We start from the raw sequence: 18,077 nt of genomic DNA, 5'->3' as shown, positions 1-18,077 counted from the left end.
CATATGAGGACAGGACCATGGGCGAACACACAGTCGCTTCTTTCGACGAGGATCTCGAGCAGATCAGCAAGCTGATCCGCGACATGGCCGACCTCGCCGGTTCGATGGTCGGCGGGGCGACCAAGGCCCTGTTGAATTCTGACAACGTGCTGGCGCAACGCGTCGTTTCCGACGATGCCATCATGGATGCGCGTCAACGCGAACTGGACGACCGCGCCATCACCCTGATCGCCAAGCGCCAGCCGATGGCCCACGATCTGCGCCATGTCGTCGGGGCGATCCGCATGGCCGGCGATCTCGAACGCATCGGCGACCTTGCCAAGAATATCGCCAAGCGTGTGAGTGCGGTCGGCCTTAGCGTCACACCGCGCGACCTATCGCATTCCATCGATGCGATGGCGCAGCTGGTGCTCATCCAGGTGCAGGGCGTCATCGAGGAGTATGCTGCAGGCGATGCGGCCGCGTTGGCCAAGCTACGCGCCGCCGACGAGCGCATCGACGTCAAATATACGTCGGTGTTCCGCGAACTGTTGACCTACATGATGGAAGACCCGCGCAACATCACCGCTTGCACGCATCTGCTGTTCTGCGCCAAGAATCTGGAGCGGATCGGCGACCATGTCACCAACATCGCCGAAAATGCGTATTATGTGCTGACCGGCGAGCAATTGCCGGTCAATCGTCCGAAGCAAGACGAAACGACAATGTCCGCACCGGCGACATGATGGGGGTGCCCAGCCGATGATCGCACCACGCATAATGGTGGTGGAGGACGAGGAGCCGTTGGGTGTGCTGCTCCGCTACAATCTCGAATCCGAAGGCTACCAGGTCGAGGTGGTGACACGCGGCGACGAAGCCGAGATCCGTTTGCAGGAGAATGTGCCCGATCTTCTGGTGCTCGACTGGATGATACCAGCGGTTTCCGGCATCGAGCTCTGCCGCCGGTTGCGGGTGCGCCCCGAAACCGAACGGCTGCCGATCATCATGCTGACCGCGCGCGGCGAGGAGAGCGACCGGGTACGCGGTCTTTCGACCGGCGCCGACGACTATCTGGTCAAACCGTTTTCGACACCGGAATTCATGGCCAGGGTCAAGGCGCTGCTGCGCCGCGCCAAGCCGGAAGTGCTGTCCAGCGTGCTGAAGGTCGGCGACATCGTGCTCGATCGCGAATCGCACAGGGTGTATCGCAAGAAGACCGAGATCCGGCTCGGGCCGACCGAATTCCGGTTGCTCGAATTCATGATGCGGCATCCGGGCCGCGTCTTCTCGCGCAGCCAGTTACTCGATAATGTCTGGGGCGAGACGATCTATATCGACGAACGCACCGTCGACGTGCATGTCGGGCGGCTGCGCAAAGCCGTCAACAACGGCCGCATGCCTGATGTCATCCGCACCATCCGCGGTGCCGGCTACGCGATCAGGGAAGATTGACCCGCCCAGTCAGGCTACGTTCTTTCTGACGCCGGGCCTCATTTGCGCGCCCGGCGCGAAAATCTGCTGGTCGACGAAGCTTAACGCCCGCATTGCACAGCCTTCGCGGATCAGCGGCAATTCGTTCGGCTCGGTATCGAAGGAGATCGAGCCCGAATGCTGGCCGCCGGCGGTCTGGGCGATGGCCTTCCGCAAGGCCGGCTCGATCAGATCAAAGGCGGCGGCACTGGCGCCGACCATTGCGACCGGTGCCGGATCGATCAGCGCGAACAGCGAGCCGAGACCGAAACCCAGCGCTTCGCCGGCCTTGCGGTAGGCTTCGCGTTCCGGCCCGTCCTTCTCGCGCGCCCGAACCGCCAGCGCGCGCATGTCGGCGTCGCTGACGTCGGCGACCGGTTGGCTGTCTTCGCTCATCTGCGTGGCGTTGCGCCAGATGGCGTAATTGCCGGCATAGGCCTCGATGCAGCCGCGCCGCCCGCAACGGCAGAGCGCGCCGCCCGGACGATGGATCATGTGGCCAAACTCGCCGCCCGAGGAATGCGTGCCGGTGAACAGCTCGCCCTTCAACACCAGCCCCATGCCGATGCCGTGCGAAAGCAGGATGGCGATGAAGTCGTCGCGATAGCGATCCGGATCGCGCCAGCGCAAAGCCACCGCCATCATATTGCAGTCGTTCTCCACCGTGGCCGGGATGCCGAATTCATCTTCCAGCATGTCGGCAAAGGCGATGTCCGTCTGCGGCGTGATCGGCGACCACAGCATGGCGCGTGCAGGGGAGTCGGTAATTCCCTGAATCGCCAGGGCGATGCGGGCGACACTGCGGACGTCAAGATCTGGATCGTCCAGCCGGCGCCGGACGATGGCCATGCATTCGCGGATCAGTTCGTCGCGCGGCATGGTCAGCGTGTCCAGCCGGCGCTGTTCCTCGGCGACCACCTGCCCCGCATAGTCGATGATGGCGGCCGACAGGAAATTCAGCGACAACACCACGGTCAGCACCGCCGCCGCTTCCGGATTGAGGGCGAGGCCGACCTGCGGACGACCGCGTTTCAACGAAACGGGTTCGCTTGCCTTGCTCTCGGCGAGGATGCCTTCCCGTATCAGGTCGGAGGAGATCGCCGATATGGTCGAATGGCTGAGGCCGGTGGTTGCGGCGATCTCCGTACGCGATGGCTGGCCGGCCCGGCGCACGGCCGAGATCACCATCGCCCGGTTGCGCCGGCGCAAATCGTCATGGCGGATTCCGACCGACATCGTTTTGCTTTCCTCCCGGTTTGCCGCGGCCGCTCATGAACCGGAAGCCGTCGGTAATGCCGACAAATAGTGTCGGATGAGGCAAATAGTGTCAGATGCAGGTGGCGCTGTCATCGTTTATTCCGAAGCTCGAAAAAACTCGCAGCAACATCAAAATCCATCAGAATCGATGTTGACAGCAGCGGGAGATCGGGCCAGTATTTTTTCGAGGCTCGAAAAAATTAGCGCCTCTAAGCTGGCCTTTGGGGCCAATTGGTCACGCCGTACGCGGCGCAGGGAGGATATGATGAAGAAATTCACGACCGCCATTCTGGCGGGTGTCGCCATGACGCTGGCGCTTGCGTCGGTGGCGCAGGCTAAGGACAAGGTCATCGGCGTTTCCTGGTCGAACTTCCAGGAAGAGCGCTGGAAGACCGACGAAGCCGCAATGAAGGCGGCCATCGAGGCTGCCGGCGACAAGTATATCTCCGCCGACGCACAGTCCAATCCGGGCAAGCAGCTAACCGACGTCGAGAGCCTGATCTCGCAGGGCGCCAACGCACTGATCATCCTGGCGCAGGACGCCTCGGCGATAGGGCCGGCCGTGCAGAAGGCGCTGGACGAAGGTATTCCGGTTGTCGGCTACGACCGGCTGATCGAGAACAAGGACGTCTTTTACCTGACCTTCGACAACAAGGAAGTCGGCCGCATGCAGGCCCGCGACGTGTTCAAGGTGAAGCCGGAAGGCAACTATGTCTTCATCAAGGGCTCGGGCGCCGATCCGAATGCCGATTTCCTTTTTGCCGGTTCGATGGAAGTGCTGAAGGACGCCATCGACAGCGGCAAGATCAAGAATGTCGGCGAGGCCTATACCGACGGCTGGCTGCCGGCCAACGCTCAGAAGAACATGGAACAGTTCCTGACCGCGAACGACAACAAGGTCGATGCGGTGGTCGCCGCTAACGACGGCACTGCCGGCGGCGTCGTCGCCGCACTGACGGCGCAAGGGTTGGCTGGATCGGTTCCGGTCTCGGGCCAGGACGGCGANCTCGGCAAGAACGCCGCCGAGATCGCCTCGCAATTGGCCGACGGCAAGCAGATGACCGACATTGCCGGCGTGAAGGATTTCACCACGCCCGGCGGCAACACCGTAAAGTCCCTGTTCCTGACCCCGGTCGCCATCACCAAGGACAACCTCAACGTCGTCATCGACGCCGGCTGGATCAAGAAAGAAGAGGTCTGCGCGGGCGTGGCGGCGGGCGCTGTTCCGGTCTGCAACTGATCCGAGTTTCCGAGAAGTCCGAACGCCGCGGCCGCTTGCCGCGGCGTTTTTTCAAGAAAGAATTGTTTTTCCGCTTCCGGCGGATAACTTCTAGGCTGCTTCCGGCATCCGCGGCAGACGGCAACCCGGCGGGAGAAACATCATGACCGACACGACTTCCAACACGCCGGTCGACAGCTCGACGGCAGACCGGGCGCGGGAATCGGAGCTCGGCGTCGTTGCCCGATTTCTGAAGGCAACCGAACTCGACACGCGCATGCTCGGTATGGTCGGCGCGCTGCTGGTCATCTGGGTCGGGATCCACATACTGTCGGGCGGGCTCTTCCTGACGCCGCGCAATCTCTGGAACCTTTCGGTGCAGACCTCGTCGGTGGCGATCATGGCGACCGGCATGGTGCTGGTCATCGTGATGCGCAACATCGATCTTTCCGTCGGCTCCGTGGAAGGCGTGATCGGCATGGTGATGGGCGTGGCGCAGGCCGAATTCCTCGTCCGCATCATGGGATTTCAGCTTGGCAGCCCCTGGCTGTGGGTCATCGCACTGGCCGCCGGCCTGGTGCTCGGCCTGGCTATCGGAGCGTTTCAGGGTTTCATCATCGCCTATCTCCAGGTTCCTGCCTTTATCGTGACGCTCGGCGGATTGCTGGTCTGGCGCGGCATGGCATGGCTGATCACCAGCGGGCGCACCGTTGCGCCGCTGGACAGGACCTTCCAGCTGATGGGCGGCGGACCACGGGGCTCGATCGGCGCCACCTNCGCCACCTGGAGCTGGATCGTCGGTGTCCTCGCCTGCGCGGCCGTTGCCTTCATGCTCTTCAACGGCCGCTCGCAGCGCAAGCGCTTCAACTTTCCGCTGCGCCCTGTCTGGGCGGAAAGCTTGCTCGGCGTGATAGCCTGCGCCGCCATCCTCGGCGCCGTGTGGATCGCCAATTCCTATCCTTGGCCGGTCGGCATCGTACGCCAATATGCCCAGCAGAACGGCATCACCGTTCCCGAGGGCGGGTTGTTCATCGCCCACGGCATCGCCATACCTGTGCTGATGGCCGTGGCCGCGGGCATCGTCATGACCTTCATCACCAGACGCACCCGTTTCGGCCGCTATGTCTTTGCCATAGGCGGCAATCCGGAAGCGGCCGAACTCGCCGGCATCAACACACGCTGGGTCACCATGAAGGTGTTCATGATCATGGGCGTGCTGGCCGCGATCAGTGCGGCGATCGCATCGGCGCGCCTCAACGCGTCGACTAATGCGCTGGGGACCCTGGACGAGCTGCTGGTCATCGCGGCGGCCGTGATCGGCGGCACGTCGCTCGCCGGCGGCTCCGGCACGGTGCTCGGCGCCATGCTCGGCGCGCTTTTGATGCAGTCGCTGCAATCCGGCATGGTGCTGCTCGGCATCGATTCGCCGCTGCAGAGCATCGTTGTCGGCGCCGTGCTGGTGGTCGCGGTGTGGCTCGATACCGTCTATCGCAAACGGGTCTAGTGAGGAGAACGAGCATGGCAGACAGGACCGCTCCCACGGGCACGCCGCTGATCGACATGCGCAACATCTCGATCGCCTTCGGCGGCATTCGCGCCGTCGACGATGCCTCGGTCGATCTTTTTCCGGGCGAGGTGATGGCTTTGCTCGGCCATAACGGTGCCGGCAAATCGACGTTGATAAAAATCCTGTCCGGCGCCTACAAGCGCGATGCGGGCCAGATTTTCGTCAACGGCGAGGAGGCTTCGATCTCCAATCCCCGCGACGCCAAGAAGTACGGTATCGAGACGATCTACCAGACGCTGGCGCTGGCCGACAATGTCGACGCGGCTGCCAACCTGTTTCTCGGCCGTGAGCTGATGACCGGCTGGGGTACGCTCGACGACGTCGCCATGGAGGCTGAGGCGCGCAAGGTGATGGGCAGGCTCAATCCGCGCTTCCAACGCTTCAAGGAGCCGGTGGTAAAGCTTTCGGGCGGCCAGCGGCAGTCGGTTGCGATCGCCCGCGCCATCCTGTTCAACGCCCGCATCCTGATCATGGACGAGCCGACAGCGGCACTCGGGCCGCAGGAGACGGCACAGGTCGGCGAACTGGTCAGGCAGCTCAAGGCCGACGGCATCGGCATCTTCCTGATCAGCCATGACATCCATGACGTGTTCGAGCTTGCCGACCGCGTCTGCGTCATGAAGAACGGTCGGGTTGTCGGCACGGCGCGCACGACCGATGTCACCCAGGACGAGGTGCTCGGTATGATCATCCTCGGCAAGTGCCCGCCCGGCGCCATCCCAGGGCCGGGCGCCCTGAAGATCGCGGCCTGAACGAGAATTAGCCGGCTAATCACAAGTCGCCAAAATGTGCCAGCAGTCACCATGCTTTGGCCTCGCCATTGTGTTGGCGTCGGGAGTTGCCCATAAAGATGCCGAACCGTCCACGGGACGTATCGGCAATTGAAGAAACTCTTTCCGACCGTAGCTTTCATCGCCGTCGCGCTGATCAGCCTGACGATGGCGGGTTTTGCCTATTTTGCCACCCAGGAAGCCGCCCGTATAAAATTCGAGGCGACGGCGGACGACGCGCTTAACCGGATCGAAAGCCGCATCGACCTGGACCTGTCGCTGCTGCGCTCAACCCGGGCATTGTTCGATGCGCGCAATGGCGGTATCTCGCAAGGCGAGTTCAAGGCTTTCTTCAACGCGCTCGACATCGACAATAATTTCGCCGGCCTGCGCGGCATCGGCTTCCTCCGCCTGGCGAAAACTGAAAACGAGGCGGCGGTCGAGCGCGATATCCTGCACGATCACGGCGCAAGCCATCCGATCTATCCCGACACGAACTTGCCGTGGCGTACGCCCATCGTGCTGTTCGAGCCGCTGGACCCGTCCAATAAATCCAGCATCGGTTATGATATGTTCACCGGGCCGGTGCGGCGCGAGGCGATCGAAAAGGCGATGGTCGACGACCAGCTGCACGCCAGCGGGCTCGTGCAGCTCGGCAAGGATACGGGTGCCGCGCAGACCTTCACCGGGTTCCTCGTCTTCGTCCGGCTCAATGTCGAAACCGCGCCGGACGCCGTCAACGCATCGAGATCTTCGACTGCCGGCTTCCTCTATGCGGCCTTCCGCTCCCGGGACCTGTTCCAGGCTGCGCTCAGCCGGGCACCTCTGTTGCCGGTCAACACCGAAATCTATGACGGCGCTGTGAACAGTGACAACCTGCTGTTCCAGTCGGAAACGCCGCCTGTTTCAGCCCTTGGCGACAGGCTGCTGATCACCCGCAAGATCACCGTTGCCGGTCGGCCGTGGGTCGTCCTGTTCAGGCCGACAAGTGCTTTCTCGCAACCTTCCTCGCGTGCCATTCCGGTGATGCTCGGATTGTTCGGGCTACTGCTTGCGGGCGCCATCGCGCTGGTGGCCCGCTATCAGGAGCGGGCCTATGAGGCGGTCTCGCTGCTTCACGAAACGACCGAAAAGAGCCTGCTGGAAAAAGACCTGATGCTGCAGGAGATGAAGCATCGCATCAAGAACTCGATCACGCGGGTGCTGGCAATCGCGCGCCAGACAGCATCGCACACCGCCGACGTCCAAGAGTTCTCGGCATCATTTTCGGCTCGGCTGCAGGCGATGGCGGCTTCCCAGGACATGCTGACGCGCTCACGCTGGCAGAAAGCCGATCTCGGCGACCTGCTGCGCATCGAGCTTGGCCAGGTGTTCGGAAGCGAGCTTCCTGAAGGGCTGTTGTCGGGACCGGAGGTTCTTCTCGACGAAAAGACGACGCAGGCACTCGGCCTCGTCTTTCACGAACTGGCGACGAATGCGCTGAAGCATGGCGAAACCGGCAATTCAGTCGGTGCGCTCAAGGTCGACTGGTCGCTCGAAGGCCGCGGCGGAGCCCGGACATTGGCTCTCAACTGGCGCGAGGCCGGGCAGAGGAAGCTCGAGACACCGGCGAAGAGCGNGTGACGATCTCTGTATTGGCAGTAGCCATTTTGCAGACGGCGAACGAGCAGACCGCCAATCGCACCAGCGCCGGCGCCGATCAAAGCGCCCTTGCCGCCGCCGACAGCGCCACCAATGAGCGCGCCGCCCACAGTGCCGATACCCACGTTCTCTTCCGTGGTGGTGCAGCCGCTGACCGCAACCACGGCAACCATGGCAATAATCATCTTCCGCATGGAGTCATCCTCACTTTTGTCCTCACTTTAATAAGCTCCAGCCGCCATTTAGCATGAAAGTACGGCCTTTGCCCGCACGATTTCATTGTTGATTAAGATAGTCTTTTTCGGGGCGTGCGCCGTTCGATGCTACCACGAACCCGGAAATCTCCAAGGACGCATCGAGCGTGCCGTTGGGACGCACGTTCCAGACGATCCTGTCATAGTCGGTCTCGCCGGATCGACGGCAAGGCATCTGGCGACGGCATGTTGGGCCTGGCCCTGCAGGTCGGTGACCGCGAACGGGCACGGCCGAGCACTCGGGCAGTGGTTTCAAAGCGATCAAGCAGAGGCGAGTTCGATTCAGATCAGTTGGGACGCGGCGGTCAGGACGATCGCGGCCATAAGCGCGACGGCGGCGAAGCGGAGGGGCGAAGCACGAGGCGCGGGCGCTGCGGACGCGTCGGGATCCTGAAAACCGCCCATCGAGACGCGAGCGGCCTGTTCCAGTCTGTTCAAGTCGGCAGCCGTCAAGGCCCATTCCCTTCATTTTGTGCCAAACTCAATCCGGTGGATCGGCACGTTCGGACAGGATCGGACTTTATGGTGAACAGTCGGTTAAAGATGGCGATGCGCAGCAAGCCTTCGCGCGCAGACCGCCGCTCGTTAATCCGTCTCGAAATTGCCGTGAGGAACGACAAGGCGGTATTCGAGGCGGTTCCCGGTGATCTCAAGTGTCGCCGTTCCATTCAATGAAGTGGGCACGACGCGTTCGAGCGCGACGCTGCCAAAACGCTTCTCACTGCGCTGATTGTCGTTGGCTCCGATCACTTCGGCCCATGTCAGCGACAGCGCAGGCTCGCCAGCGGAAGCTGCCGTCAGATCGGCCGTCACCTCGACGAAACCGTCGCTGCGCGACAGCGCGCCATAGCTGACCGAATTGACGGCGAGCTCATGCATGGCCAAGCCGATGTGCAAGGCGGCATTGGGGTTGAGATATGGATTTGCGCCGCGGAAGCGTAGGCTGTGCAAGGGATCCGCGCCGTACCTGCCGACCTGACCGGAAACCAGCTCGCGCAGCGCCGCTCCCCGCCAGTTGGATGACGTAACCAAATCCTGCGAGGAGGCCAGCGACTGCAATCGGCCCCGGAAGCGCGTCAGGAAATCGTCAATGCTGCCGGAATAACGGCCCGTCTGGGTGGCGATGCTCTGGATGATGGCCAAAAGGTTCTTGGAGCGATGACTGACTTCGCGCAGCAGCGCCTTCAACGTCTGCTCCCGGCGTTTCTGCTCGGTTGTTTCGACCATGGTGGTCACGACGCCCTGCACCGCGCCGGTCTCGCTGCGGTCGGCGTCTATCCACACCTGAAACCAGCGGGCGCCGTCATCGGCCGGCACGCTGAGTTCAAGATGTTGAGGATTGCCGGATGCGATGACGTCGTGCTTGGCGGCGCCGATACGCTCCGCCTGCGCCGGCGGCAAGATGCCGTTGTTGTCGGAGGCATCGGAAGTCCAGGGCGCGCGCATGTTGCGCGCCCACACCGTCTTCATCTCGCGATCCTGGTACAGGACGGAAATCCCGGCATTGTGCAGTGCATGGAGAAGGGCCCGGCCAAGCTGCATCCCGCTTTCGGCAGGATGCAAAGCGATGATCTCATCACTCTGGCCGCGGTCTTTCATTTTTCCGACTCTGGAACGCATCGGTCAATTTGCTCAACCCATGTCGGGCTGAACGGTTCGCGGAAAAATGGGTTCCAAAAGGAGGAGCTTCGTATCAAGCCTTAAAAAGCGGTCCGCCGAGCGGCATCCCGTTGGAGGACACTGCCCGGCGGTGGCTGGAAACCGTTTGAGGGGTGCGGCTTCCAGTGTTCGCTTGAATGGCCGCTTGGCATTCACGCTCGTCTGATCAGGCCGGCAATAAGCGATATGATCAGGAAGGCGAGAAAGATGAAGAACAATATCTGCGCTATGCCGGCCGAGGTGCCAGCGATACCGCCGAAACCAAGCGCACCGGCGATGATCGCCACGACGAGAAATACGAGCGCCCAGTAAAGCATGATCCATCTCCTTCCAATGCTGCGGTGAAAACGTGATTCGCCTCCGTTTGTTCCACCATTTCCCGAAAAAGACGATGCTGAAAATCGTTACGGCCCGAATTGCTGCGGTGTGTGCGAAAAGGTTCTCGTCAGGTTCGGCAGCAGTTGGCTGTCGTGTGTTAAGTCGGCGTCACGCCCCCATCCGGTCCAAGGGGAGTGGCTATCCCACACCCTGGCGGCCGCAACTCGGTCGCCAGCTGTTTTATGCCGCGGCCTTCGCGTGCCGGTCAAAGAACAGGGCCTGGCTGATAAGAGCCTTGACCATATCCGGGTTGAATGGCTTGGTGACGAGGAAAGCCGGTTCCGGCCGCTCGCCGGTGAGCAACCGCTCGGGAAAGGCGGTGATGAAGATCACCGGCACCGAGGTGGACGACAGGATTTCATTGACGGCCGCGATGCCCGAACTGCCGTCGGCGAGCTGAATATCGGCAAGCACCATCTTTGGCCGCGCCTTGCCGAACATCGCCACCGCCTCCGCGTGGGTGCGCGCTGTTCCGACGACGCGGTGGCCGAGGCTTTCGACCATTTCCTCGATATCCATGGCGATCAGCGGCTCATCCTCGATGATCAGCACGTCGGTTGCCACCTGACGGGAGATCTCGTTGCTCGCCTGAGCGAGAAGTTCTGAGAATTCCTGTTCGTCGACGTCGAGAATCTCCGCCGCCTCGTCTTCGCTGAAGCCTTCGACGGCGACCAGCAGAAAGGCCTGGCGGGGACGAGGCGCGATTGCATTCAGATTGGCCGCGGCGCGCTGCTCCCATGCCGATTGGGCATGCTCCTGCGGAACGCGAATGGCCACCGAGGTGAAGAGCTTGGCAAAGACCTTGTAGAGTGCGATGCGGTCGTTCGATGCGTCCGGAAAGATATCGACATCGGCAATGATGGCCTCGAGCATTGCGGCGACCAACGCGTCGCCGCTCTCCTGCGATCCGGATACCGCGCGCGAGAAGCGGCGCAGGAACGGCAGGTGCGGAGCGATGGTTGCTGATAGGCTCATATCGGACGTCTCCCTCATATGACGTGATTACATGTTACAGCTAAAAACGGTTCGCAAGCCCAAAGTTAAAAACGCGGGTTGTGCGAAAAAGTTCCGGTCATGCGGAACTAAGTATGCGGGCTGGCGTTTAGGGCGGGGTTGGGCAACCAGACGAGGCTGCCGCTTGCCTTGCGTTATGTGTTGAAGGGCGGCTTAAGGCTGGGACAAAGGGCGAAATGAAGAACATGACGAAAGCTACCACGGCTGGCGTTGGCAACGGGCGCCGGGCTGCTTCCCGCGACCCGCTTGGGCCGAACTCGGAAATCGGCCGCAAACTCAAACAATATTACGACGAGCTGGTCTCCGACAATGTGCCGGATCGCTTCGCACAACTGCTCAGCCAGTTGGAAAAGGCCGAACCTGTACAGAAGAAGGACTGAGGCATGGCGGCCGTCTCCCAGGGCTTCAAGACCGACTTGCTCGGCTCGATCCCGAGCCTGCGGGCTTTTGCCGTGTCGCTGACGCAAAATGCCGACAAGGCCGACGACCTGGTGCAGGAAACATTAGTCAAGGCCTGGGACAAGCATGAAAGCTTCCAGCCCGGCACCAATCTGAAGGCATGGCTGTTCACGATCTTGCGCAACGAATTCTATTCGCAGATGCGCAAGCGCGGCCGCGAGGTGCAGGACAGCGATGGCGTCATGACGGCCAGACTTGCCGTTCATCCGGCCCAGCACGGCCAGCTTGACCTCGAAGACTTTCGCGGCGCGCTCGAGTTGCTGCCCGAAGACCAGCGCGAAGCCATTATCCTCATCGGCGCATCGGGCTTCTCCTACGAGGAAGCGGCCGAGATCTGCGGCTGCGCCGTCGGAACGATCAAGAGCCGCGTCAGCCGCGCCCGCACGCGGCTGCAGGAAATCTTGAAGATCTCCGGTGAAGACGAGTATGGCCCGGACGCAATTTCGGCTCAGGTAACGGGGTCGACGGCAGCGTGAAGCGTGGGCGTGTTCGAGCCGCTCCGCGCCCTCAGCGCCTGCAGGCCGCTGCCACTGCCTCGACGAGATCGTCTCCCGAATAGGGCTTGGTGACCAGTCTGACGCCGGGAAAGGATTTCTTGATCTCGTCCATATCCGACTGGCCCGAGGCGAAGACGAACGGGATGCCAGCTTCACGCAGCCGTGAAGCAAATTGAAGCGTCGAAACGCCGCTCAGCATGAGGTCGACGATGGCCACGTCGAACTGCGCGGTAACGTCTTGCTGTTCGATCTCAGTCAGATCACGGGCGATGACCACATCGAGCGCGCCGTAGTCGCGACAAAGCTGCTCGATATCCATGGCAATCAGGAACTCATCTTCCAGGATAAGAATCCGCAAACCGTCAAGCGATGGGCCCACGCAGCAATATCTCCTTAAATGCGCCTCTATCTTCAAACCGGGGAAGTCATGATCGCTATTTGGCATGCTGTCATTTAAAAAGACATGCCGGCGGATGCGTCGGCCGCGGCCCTTGCAAGGCATTTGCAACGAGCGCTGCCGGAGATAGGGTTAGAAGAGGTTCGTGCCGGAACCTTGGGGTCTGTTGGGCGTTTTCGACCGAGCAAAAGCAAGGAGAGTGAAGCAATGGCGACTGCCGCAGGAAAGGCCGCGAACGAAGCCCGCACGAATTCCGATATTGAGGCCGACATCGCACAACTGAAGGCCGACATCGACCAACTTACCAAGCTGTTGGCCAAAACTGGCGAACATGGCTACGGGGCTGCGCGGCGCGCCGCCGCCGAGGGCGTCGAGCAGTTGCGAACCCAGGGCGAAGCAGCCTTCGACAGCCTGCGCAGCAACGCCAAAGACATCGAGGCGCAGCTGATAGCCCATATGCGCGAAAAGCCTGTGACTTCGCTGGCGATCGCCGCAGGCGTCGGGTTCCTCTTCGCACTCCTCGCGCGCCGCTAGTTCTGCACGCATGGGAATGCTTGCATCGCTGATCTCGGGCCTCGCCTCGGGCGAAACCATTGCGGCGATACAACGCGCGCGCGTCGCTGCGATGGTCTATTCGGTCGCAGCACTCGCGGCGCTGTGCGGCCTCGGCTTCCTAGTCGGGGCAGCCTATATCTGGACGGCGGCCCGCTATGGACCGATGGCAGCGTCGTTGAGCTTCGGGATCGGCTTTCTGGCAATCGCCGGTCTCATCCTGCTCGTCTACCGGATGTCGGCCGGCTCGCGCGCCAGACGCCGGGCGAAGCGACGCAACGCCGACATGAAGGCGGTCGGCATCGCCGCAGCACTCGCCGTGCTGCCGGCGCTGCTCAAGGGCAAAGGTGGCGTGGCGAAGGGCGGATTGGGCGCCATTCTCGGCCCGGCGATAGCACTCGCAGCCTACGCCATCTACCGCGAGAACGTGAAGCCCGACTCCGACGATCCGGATACCGGCAAAGGGAAATAGTTCGGAAGCGGATAGTTCGGCCCAAACGATTCTGGCGCCCGGTCGAAAAATCCTCGCGTCACAAATCGTCGAGCGGCATCGATATTTCCGCGATTACGCCGTCGGGCCGGAATTCATGGGTCACCTCGCTGGAAATGACCTTGGCCAGGCTGCGGCGGATCAGGATCGAGCCGAAGCCATGGCGTTCGGGCGGCGCAACCCGCGGGCCGCCGCTTTCACGCCAAGCCAGCAACAGACGTCGTGCACCCTTCCTGCCTTGCACCTTCCAATTGAGATCGACCTTTCCGGAAGAAACCGAGAGCGCCCCATGTTGTAGTGCGTTACTTGCCAGTTCATGCAGGATCAGGCCGAGTCCGACTGCCTGGTCGGGTGAGAGCAGGACATCGGTGCCGGAGATCGCCATGCGCGATTGTCCAGCGGTTTGAAACGGCTTTACTTCGATCTCCACCAACTCCCGAATGCCGATGCCGCGCCACTCGCGGTCCGACAGCAGGCTGTGCGCAACGCCCAGCGCCTGCAGCCTGGCGCTGAAAGCTTCAAGGAATTCGCTTGGCTGACGGGCATGGCGAACGGTCTGCGTCGCCAGCGCCTGTACGGTTGCCAAAGTGTTCTTGACGCGGTGATTGAGCTCGCGCAGCAACAGCCGTTGACGTTCTTCGCCAAGCTTGCGTTCGGTGATGTCGTAGTTGACGCCGAAGATCAGCGTCGGCTTGCCCTCGCCGTCGCGCTCTATGACGCGGCCGCGCGTTGCGATCCATCGCGGCGGATCGAGGCCTTTGACACGGTATTCGCCAAAATAATCGTCGCTGCCGGTCAGCGCGTCGCGAAAGCGTGTTTCGGTCTGATGAACGTCGCGCGGGTCGATGGCGGTCAGGATGTCGCGCGCTCTCAGCCTGTTCGACTTGGGCAAGTTGAACAATTCGGACAGCAGGACATCGCAGTCGATCATGTCGCTGCGGATATCCCATGCCCAACTGGCGAGCGAAGCTGCATCGAGCGCAATAGCGCGCCGCTTTTCCTCTCGAGCCAGTGCGGCCTCGGCAATCGCTGCGCTGCGGGTTGCATCCTTCAGCGTGAACAGGCTCGCGGCGAGGCCAGCTAGCGCCGACAGTTGGTCGATCTGGACAGAAGAGGGACGTGCGTGCGGCTTCCGGTCGAGCACGCAGAGCGTGCCGATCAGTGCGCCGTCGACTACGATCGGCACGCCGGCGTAAAAGCGGATATGATGCTCGCCGGTGACCAGCGGATTGGCTTTGAACCGCGGATCCGTCGCCGCGTCGGCCACCACCATCGGCACGTCGCCGGCTGCGATGGTATAGGCGCAGAACGATGTCTCGGTTGCGGTTTCGGTCTCGTTGAGGCCGATACAGGACTTGAACCACTGCCGCTCGGCATCGACCAGCGTGATCAGTGCGACAGGCGTTTGCATCGCCGAAGCGGCAAGACCGCTGATACGGTCGAAATCAGGGTCGGCAGCCGTATCCAGCGCGTCGAGGCCGTGCAGCACGGCAAGGCGGTCCGCAGCGCCCACCACATGGCGAATATCGACCGGCAGGCCCGGCTTTGTCTGGCTATTGTCGTCCACTACGCCCCCAGTGGCCGGCCCCGCTGATTGATCAGGCCAACCGGCCCGTTTGCCGCCTTGTCGAGCCGGAACTTTCGCAGCGGGGAGCCGTTACCAGCCAATGCCCTGCTAGCTACGCCTGCCGGCGCCAAATATGGAGCCAGACCATGCCAAAAATCGTTCCTGAAAACAAAGCCCGACAAGGGCGGCGGGGTCAGCATGTCCTTCGTATCCTGATCGCCGCGCTGTTGCTGGCTTTTATCGCCTGGGGCGTCGCCGAAATCTACGGCTGGATGATCGAGACGCCTAAGACCGAGCAGGGCAACACACCCAGCGGCTAGACTCTCTCCATCTCTCGTGCCAACCCGCATCACGCAACCCCACATCACGCTACCTCACGTCAGGCAACCTTTGCCTCGGCGGCGCGCGCCGGGACGAGAACATTCAACGCGCGCGGATGGATTTCGACGGTCGTCTCGCGATCGAGCTTTACCAGTTCGCCGTCCATGACGGCCTGAACTTTCCTGTTCGTCGAATGGATTTTCAAAACGGCGCGGTTTGCCTGATGGATTTCGACATGCTCGTTGCCGCGCCATTTCCCACGGGCGACGTCAAAGAGGAACCTGATCAATTCGCCGCGCCGCCGTGCCACGGTGACATAGATGCCCAGCACGCCGCCTGCCGGATTGTCGGCATAGGGCAGGTGGCCCTCGCCGAACAGATTGTTGGTGATGCCGATACCGGTGATCCGGGTTCTGATCTCGGCCTCACCGACCGTCAGCGTTACGTTCATCGCCGGTGGATTGTTGATCGTTGCCCAAGCGGCTCGCACCGAAGCACGCATCTTCCCCAGCCGCGAGCCGAATTCCATCTTCTGGCGCAGTTGCACCATCCTGGCGTGCATGCCGATCGAGAATTGATGCACGAAAGGCCGGCCGTTGGCTGTTGCAATGTCAATCGCCATCACCTCGCCGTCCGCAAACGATTTCAGTGCCGCATCGAGGGTCTGCGGAATACCGAGGCCGCGCGCAAAAAGGTTCATTGTGCCAGCCGGCAGAATTGCCAGCGCCTTCTCCCCATTCATCAAACGGGCTGCCGCGGCCGAAATGGTGCCGTCGCCGCCGCCCGCCAGCACGACGTCGATGCCGCGCCTGGAAGCTACGCCGTCCAGCGTGGCGACGATATCCTTGCCGGCGACGATTTCGATATCGATCGAGTGGCCGGCAGTCTCAAGCGTGCCGCGCATCCAGCTGGCGAAGGCCTCAAGATCGATGGTGCGCAGGGTGCCCCCGTCCTTGTTCAGCACCGCTGCAAACCGCATGGCCGTTCCATTTTCCAGCACCTATCGGGCCGGGGCGGGGCCCCAGCCGGGAGTGGAACGGGGCGGCCGAGAAAATGTTCCGTTCGACCAGCGCGGCGAATCCGAGAACCATTGACATCGCACAGGGTGCACCGCGGCTTTTTTCGGAACAACAGTGTGGTCACAACGTTGTGAACATGCAGAAGACGCTGCGCCCGCAGTGACGCCAGGCGGGCAGGGCGTGCACGAAATCACCGACGAGGAGACACTAAGATGATCCGCACCCTTTTAACCACGACAGCAGTCGCAACATTGATTGCGACGGGTGCATTTGCGCAATCGGCGACGACCCCGGCGCCGGCGCAACCACCCGCCGCCCAGGATACCGCTCCGGCGATACGTGCCGAGGGCAGCCTTGCCACCAACATCATCGGCGAATCCGTCTATAATGGCAGCGGCGACGATGCCCAGAATATCGGCAACATCAGCGACGTCGTCTTCGACGAGCGCGGCGAGGTAAAATCCGTCGTCATCGGCGTCGGCGGTTTTCTTGGCATAGGAACCAAGAACGTCGCTTTCGACTACAAAAAGATGCAATGGGCCGAAAGAAATGGCGACCGTTGGCTGATAGCGCAAACGACGAAGGATGAGTTGACGGCTCAGCCGGATTTCGACCGGAGGCCTTACGATCCGCCTCCGCCACCAGCTTCGGCGGATAATGCGGCGCCTGCCGCCCCTTCCACCAGCGCGCAAAATACAACCCCGGCGCCTGCCGCGCCGGCTGAGCCAGTGAAGCGCGCCGAGGGCAATCTCGCCACCAATATCATCGGCGAGACCGTCTATAACGGCACCGGCGACGACGCCCAAAACATCGGTGACGTGAACGACATCGTCATCAACAAGGAAGCCAAGGCGCAATCGCTGATCATCGGTGTCGGCGGCTTCCTCGGCATCGGCGAAAAGAACGTCGCCTATGATTTCGACAAGGCGCAGTGGGCCGAGAGGAACGGCGATCGCTGGCTGGTCGCGCAAACGACCAAGGAAGAGCTGCAGGCACAGCCGGACTTCAACCGCAAGGCCTATGATCCGGCCCCGGCAACCACTGCGTCGAACGATGCCGCGGCTACTGCGCCTGCCACCGTCACGCCTACCGTGACGGCCAGCAACACCGCGACGACCAGCAACACTGACCAAGCCAGTAAAACGGCTCAAAATGCCCCGGCGCCGGCGCCCACGGCTAATTCCGCGGCCGACCAGACCAAGACCGGCTCGATCGACAAGTCGACGCTGACTGAAATGCCGATAGGCGAAATCCGGGCCGAGGATCTGGTTGGAACAACCGTTTACGGCGCCAATGATGCCAATGTCGGCGAGATCGGCGACGTCGTGCTGAGCGGCGACAAGAAGGTCGACGCAGTCATCATCGACGTCGGCGGCTTCCTCGGCGTCGGCGAGAAGGAGGTGGCAGTCGGTATGGACAACCTGAAATTCATGACCGACAAGAACGGCAAGCGCTATCTCTACACGAACTTCACCAAGGAGCAGCTCGAGGCGCAGGCCGCCTATGACAAGGGCAGCTATGCGCAAAACCGCGACAAACAGCGCATGATCATGCGGTAAGCTGCATC

Annotated in this window: 20 protein-coding genes and 1 pseudogene; 12 read left to right on the top strand and 9 right to left on the bottom strand. The window is 61.9% G+C overall.

What is annotated here, in order from left to right; translation table 11 throughout:
- Nucleotides 1-17: 17 nt before the first annotated feature.
- Nucleotides 18-725, top strand: a complete 708-nt coding sequence (gene phoU / locus X760_RS63255) for a phosphate signaling complex protein PhoU (RefSeq protein ID WP_023720927.1) — start codon at nt 18-20, stop codon at nt 723-725.
- 16 nt (nt 726-741) lie between these two features.
- Entirely contained in the window at nt 742-1,431 is a 690-nt protein-coding gene (gene phoB / locus X760_RS63250; RefSeq protein WP_031194536.1) for a phosphate regulon transcriptional regulator PhoB, read from the top strand.
- Nucleotides 1,432-1,440: 9 nt separating this feature from the next.
- Here the strand turns inward: phoB and X760_RS63245 are convergent, their stop codons facing one another.
- Complete coding sequence (locus X760_RS63245; RefSeq protein ID WP_023720925.1) at nt 1,441-2,685, bottom strand: ROK family protein; 1,245 nt, start codon at nt 2,683-2,685, stop codon at nt 1,441-1,443.
- 286 nt (nt 2,686-2,971) lie between these two features.
- On the opposite strand from X760_RS63245, the gene X760_RS63240 reads away from it, so the two are divergent.
- The 4 genes from X760_RS63240 (at nt 2,972) to X760_RS63225 (ending at nt 7,885) form a co-directional block, all read left to right on the top strand.
- A complete protein-coding gene (locus X760_RS63240) occupies nt 2,972-3,946 on the top strand; it encodes a substrate-binding domain-containing protein (protein ID WP_023720924.1) in 975 nt (324 codons plus the stop codon).
- Nucleotides 3,947-4,088: 142 nt separating this feature from the next.
- A complete protein-coding gene (locus X760_RS63235) occupies nt 4,089-5,429 on the top strand; it encodes a sugar ABC transporter permease (protein WP_023720923.1) in 1,341 nt (446 codons plus the stop codon).
- A 14-nt stretch (nt 5,430-5,443) separates the two neighbouring features.
- Nucleotides 5,444-6,244, top strand: coding sequence for an ATP-binding cassette domain-containing protein (locus X760_RS63230; RefSeq protein ID WP_023720922.1), 801 nt, complete (start codon nt 5,444-5,446; stop codon nt 6,242-6,244).
- Nucleotides 6,245-6,373: 129 nt separating this feature from the next.
- Complete coding sequence (locus X760_RS63225; RefSeq protein ID WP_023720921.1) at nt 6,374-7,885, top strand: CHASE domain-containing protein; 1,512 nt, start codon at nt 6,374-6,376, stop codon at nt 7,883-7,885.
- Here the strand turns inward: X760_RS63225 and X760_RS77305 are convergent.
- The 5 genes and pseudogenes from X760_RS77305 to X760_RS63210 all read right to left on the bottom strand — a co-directional run.
- A pseudogene (locus X760_RS77305) lies at nt 7,882-8,097 on the bottom strand (YMGG-like glycine zipper-containing protein); the annotation flags it as partial. The gene X760_RS63225 and the pseudogene X760_RS77305 overlap by 4 nt on opposite strands.
- Nucleotides 8,098-8,439: 342 nt before the next feature.
- Nucleotides 8,440-8,610 carry a hypothetical protein gene (locus X760_RS77300; RefSeq protein ID WP_023678539.1) on the bottom strand — a complete coding sequence of 57 codons (171 nt, stop codon included), beginning with the start codon at nt 8,608-8,610 and terminating at the stop codon, nt 8,440-8,442.
- A 132-nt stretch (nt 8,611-8,742) separates the two neighbouring features.
- Entirely contained in the window at nt 8,743-9,777 is a 1,035-nt protein-coding gene (locus X760_RS63220) for a sensor histidine kinase (RefSeq protein ID WP_023678540.1), read from the bottom strand.
- Nucleotides 9,778-9,968: 191 nt separating this feature from the next.
- Entirely contained in the window at nt 9,969-10,133 is a 165-nt protein-coding gene (locus tag X760_RS75100; RefSeq protein WP_023678541.1) for a DUF1328 domain-containing protein, read from the bottom strand.
- A 241-nt stretch (nt 10,134-10,374) separates the two neighbouring features.
- Nucleotides 10,375-11,169: a response regulator gene (locus tag X760_RS63210; protein ID WP_023678542.1), complete on the bottom strand. Its 795-nt coding sequence runs from the start codon at nt 11,167-11,169 to the stop codon at nt 10,375-10,377.
- A 224-nt stretch (nt 11,170-11,393) separates the two neighbouring features.
- Here X760_RS63210 and X760_RS63205 point away from each other — a divergent pair, with 224 nt between their 5' ends.
- Nucleotides 11,394-11,588, top strand: coding sequence for a NepR family anti-sigma factor (locus X760_RS63205; RefSeq protein ID WP_031194532.1), 195 nt, complete (start codon nt 11,394-11,396; stop codon nt 11,586-11,588).
- Between the two features lie 3 nt (nt 11,589-11,591).
- The gene (locus X760_RS63200; protein WP_023678544.1) at nt 11,592-12,143 is read left to right on the top strand and encodes a sigma-70 family RNA polymerase sigma factor; all 552 of its coding nucleotides are present in this window, start codon (nt 11,592-11,594) and stop codon (nt 12,141-12,143) included.
- Nucleotides 12,144-12,174: 31 nt separating this feature from the next.
- Here X760_RS63200 and X760_RS63195 read toward each other — a convergent pair whose 3' ends face one another.
- Nucleotides 12,175-12,543, bottom strand: a complete 369-nt coding sequence (locus X760_RS63195; RefSeq protein WP_023720918.1) for a response regulator — start codon at nt 12,541-12,543, stop codon at nt 12,175-12,177.
- A 225-nt stretch (nt 12,544-12,768) separates the two neighbouring features.
- Here X760_RS63195 and X760_RS63190 point away from each other — a divergent pair, with 225 nt between their 5' ends.
- Entirely contained in the window at nt 12,769-13,095 is a 327-nt protein-coding gene (locus X760_RS63190; protein WP_023720917.1) for a DUF883 family protein, read from the top strand.
- 10 nt (nt 13,096-13,105) lie between these two features.
- Entirely contained in the window at nt 13,106-13,585 is a 480-nt protein-coding gene (locus X760_RS63185; RefSeq protein WP_023720916.1) for a hypothetical protein, read from the top strand.
- Between the two features lie 58 nt (nt 13,586-13,643).
- Here X760_RS63185 and X760_RS63180 read toward each other — a convergent pair whose 3' ends face one another.
- Nucleotides 13,644-15,170 (bottom strand): HWE histidine kinase domain-containing protein, encoded by a 1,527-nt coding sequence (locus tag X760_RS63180; RefSeq protein WP_023720915.1) that lies wholly within the window; start codon nt 15,168-15,170, stop codon nt 13,644-13,646.
- 146 nt (nt 15,171-15,316) lie between these two features.
- Here X760_RS63180 and X760_RS77295 point away from each other — a divergent pair, with 146 nt between their 5' ends.
- Nucleotides 15,317-15,490: a hypothetical protein gene (locus X760_RS77295; RefSeq protein ID WP_023720914.1), complete on the top strand. Its 174-nt coding sequence runs from the start codon at nt 15,317-15,319 to the stop codon at nt 15,488-15,490.
- 59 nt (nt 15,491-15,549) lie between these two features.
- On the opposite strand, the gene X760_RS63175 is transcribed toward X760_RS77295, so the two are convergent.
- Complete coding sequence (locus X760_RS63175; RefSeq protein WP_023720913.1) at nt 15,550-16,470, bottom strand: diacylglycerol kinase family protein; 921 nt, start codon at nt 16,468-16,470, stop codon at nt 15,550-15,552.
- 252 nt (nt 16,471-16,722) lie between these two features.
- Here X760_RS63175 and X760_RS63170 point away from each other — a divergent pair, with 252 nt between their 5' ends.
- The gene (locus X760_RS63170; protein ID WP_023720912.1) at nt 16,723-18,069 is read left to right on the top strand and encodes a PRC-barrel domain-containing protein; all 1,347 of its coding nucleotides are present in this window, start codon (nt 16,723-16,725) and stop codon (nt 18,067-18,069) included.
- The last annotated feature ends 8 nt before the right edge of the window (nt 18,070-18,077 follow it).

Origin of the sequence: Mesorhizobium sp. LSHC420B00 (genome assembly GCF_000503055.1) — a bacterium.
Classification (GTDB): Bacteria; Pseudomonadota; Alphaproteobacteria; order Rhizobiales; family Rhizobiaceae; genus Mesorhizobium.
This window is presented reverse-complemented; position numbering and strand designations above follow the sequence as displayed.

What these genes read in the sequence shown, in the direction of transcription:
- X760_RS75100 (WP_023678541.1), bottom strand. Translation starts at nt 10,133, where the DNA reads ATGCTTTACTGGGCGCTCGTATTTCTCGTCGTGGCGATCATCGCCGGT.
- X760_RS63210 (WP_023678542.1), bottom strand. Translation starts at nt 11,169, where the DNA reads ATGAGCCTATCAGCAACCATCGCTCCGCACCTGCCGTTCCTGCGCCGC.
- X760_RS63170 (WP_023720912.1), top strand. Translation starts at nt 16,723, where the DNA reads ATGATCCGCACCCTTTTAACCACGACAGCAGTCGCAACATTGATTGCG.
- X760_RS63205 (WP_031194532.1), top strand. Translation starts at nt 11,394, where the DNA reads ATGACGAAAGCTACCACGGCTGGCGTTGGCAACGGGCGCCGGGCTGCT.
- X760_RS63190 (WP_023720917.1), top strand. Translation starts at nt 12,769, where the DNA reads ATGGCGACTGCCGCAGGAAAGGCCGCGAACGAAGCCCGCACGAATTCC.
- phoU (WP_023720927.1), top strand. Translation starts at nt 18, where the DNA reads ATGGGCGAACACACAGTCGCTTCTTTCGACGAGGATCTCGAGCAGATC.
- X760_RS63200 (WP_023678544.1), top strand. Translation starts at nt 11,592, where the DNA reads ATGGCGGCCGTCTCCCAGGGCTTCAAGACCGACTTGCTCGGCTCGATC.
- X760_RS63220 (WP_023678540.1), bottom strand. Translation starts at nt 9,777, where the DNA reads ATGCGTTCCAGAGTCGGAAAAATGAAAGACCGCGGCCAGAGTGATGAG.
- phoB (WP_031194536.1), top strand. Translation starts at nt 742, where the DNA reads ATGATCGCACCACGCATAATGGTGGTGGAGGACGAGGAGCCGTTGGGT.
- X760_RS63230 (WP_023720922.1), top strand. Translation starts at nt 5,444, where the DNA reads ATGGCAGACAGGACCGCTCCCACGGGCACGCCGCTGATCGACATGCGC.
- X760_RS77295 (WP_023720914.1), top strand. Translation starts at nt 15,317, where the DNA reads ATGCCAAAAATCGTTCCTGAAAACAAAGCCCGACAAGGGCGGCGGGGT.
- X760_RS63185 (WP_023720916.1), top strand. Translation starts at nt 13,106, where the DNA reads ATGGGAATGCTTGCATCGCTGATCTCGGGCCTCGCCTCGGGCGAAACC.
- X760_RS63175 (WP_023720913.1), bottom strand. Translation starts at nt 16,470, where the DNA reads ATGCGGTTTGCAGCGGTGCTGAACAAGGACGGGGGCACCCTGCGCACC.
- X760_RS63245 (WP_023720925.1), bottom strand. Translation starts at nt 2,685, where the DNA reads ATGTCGGTCGGAATCCGCCATGACGATTTGCGCCGGCGCAACCGGGCG.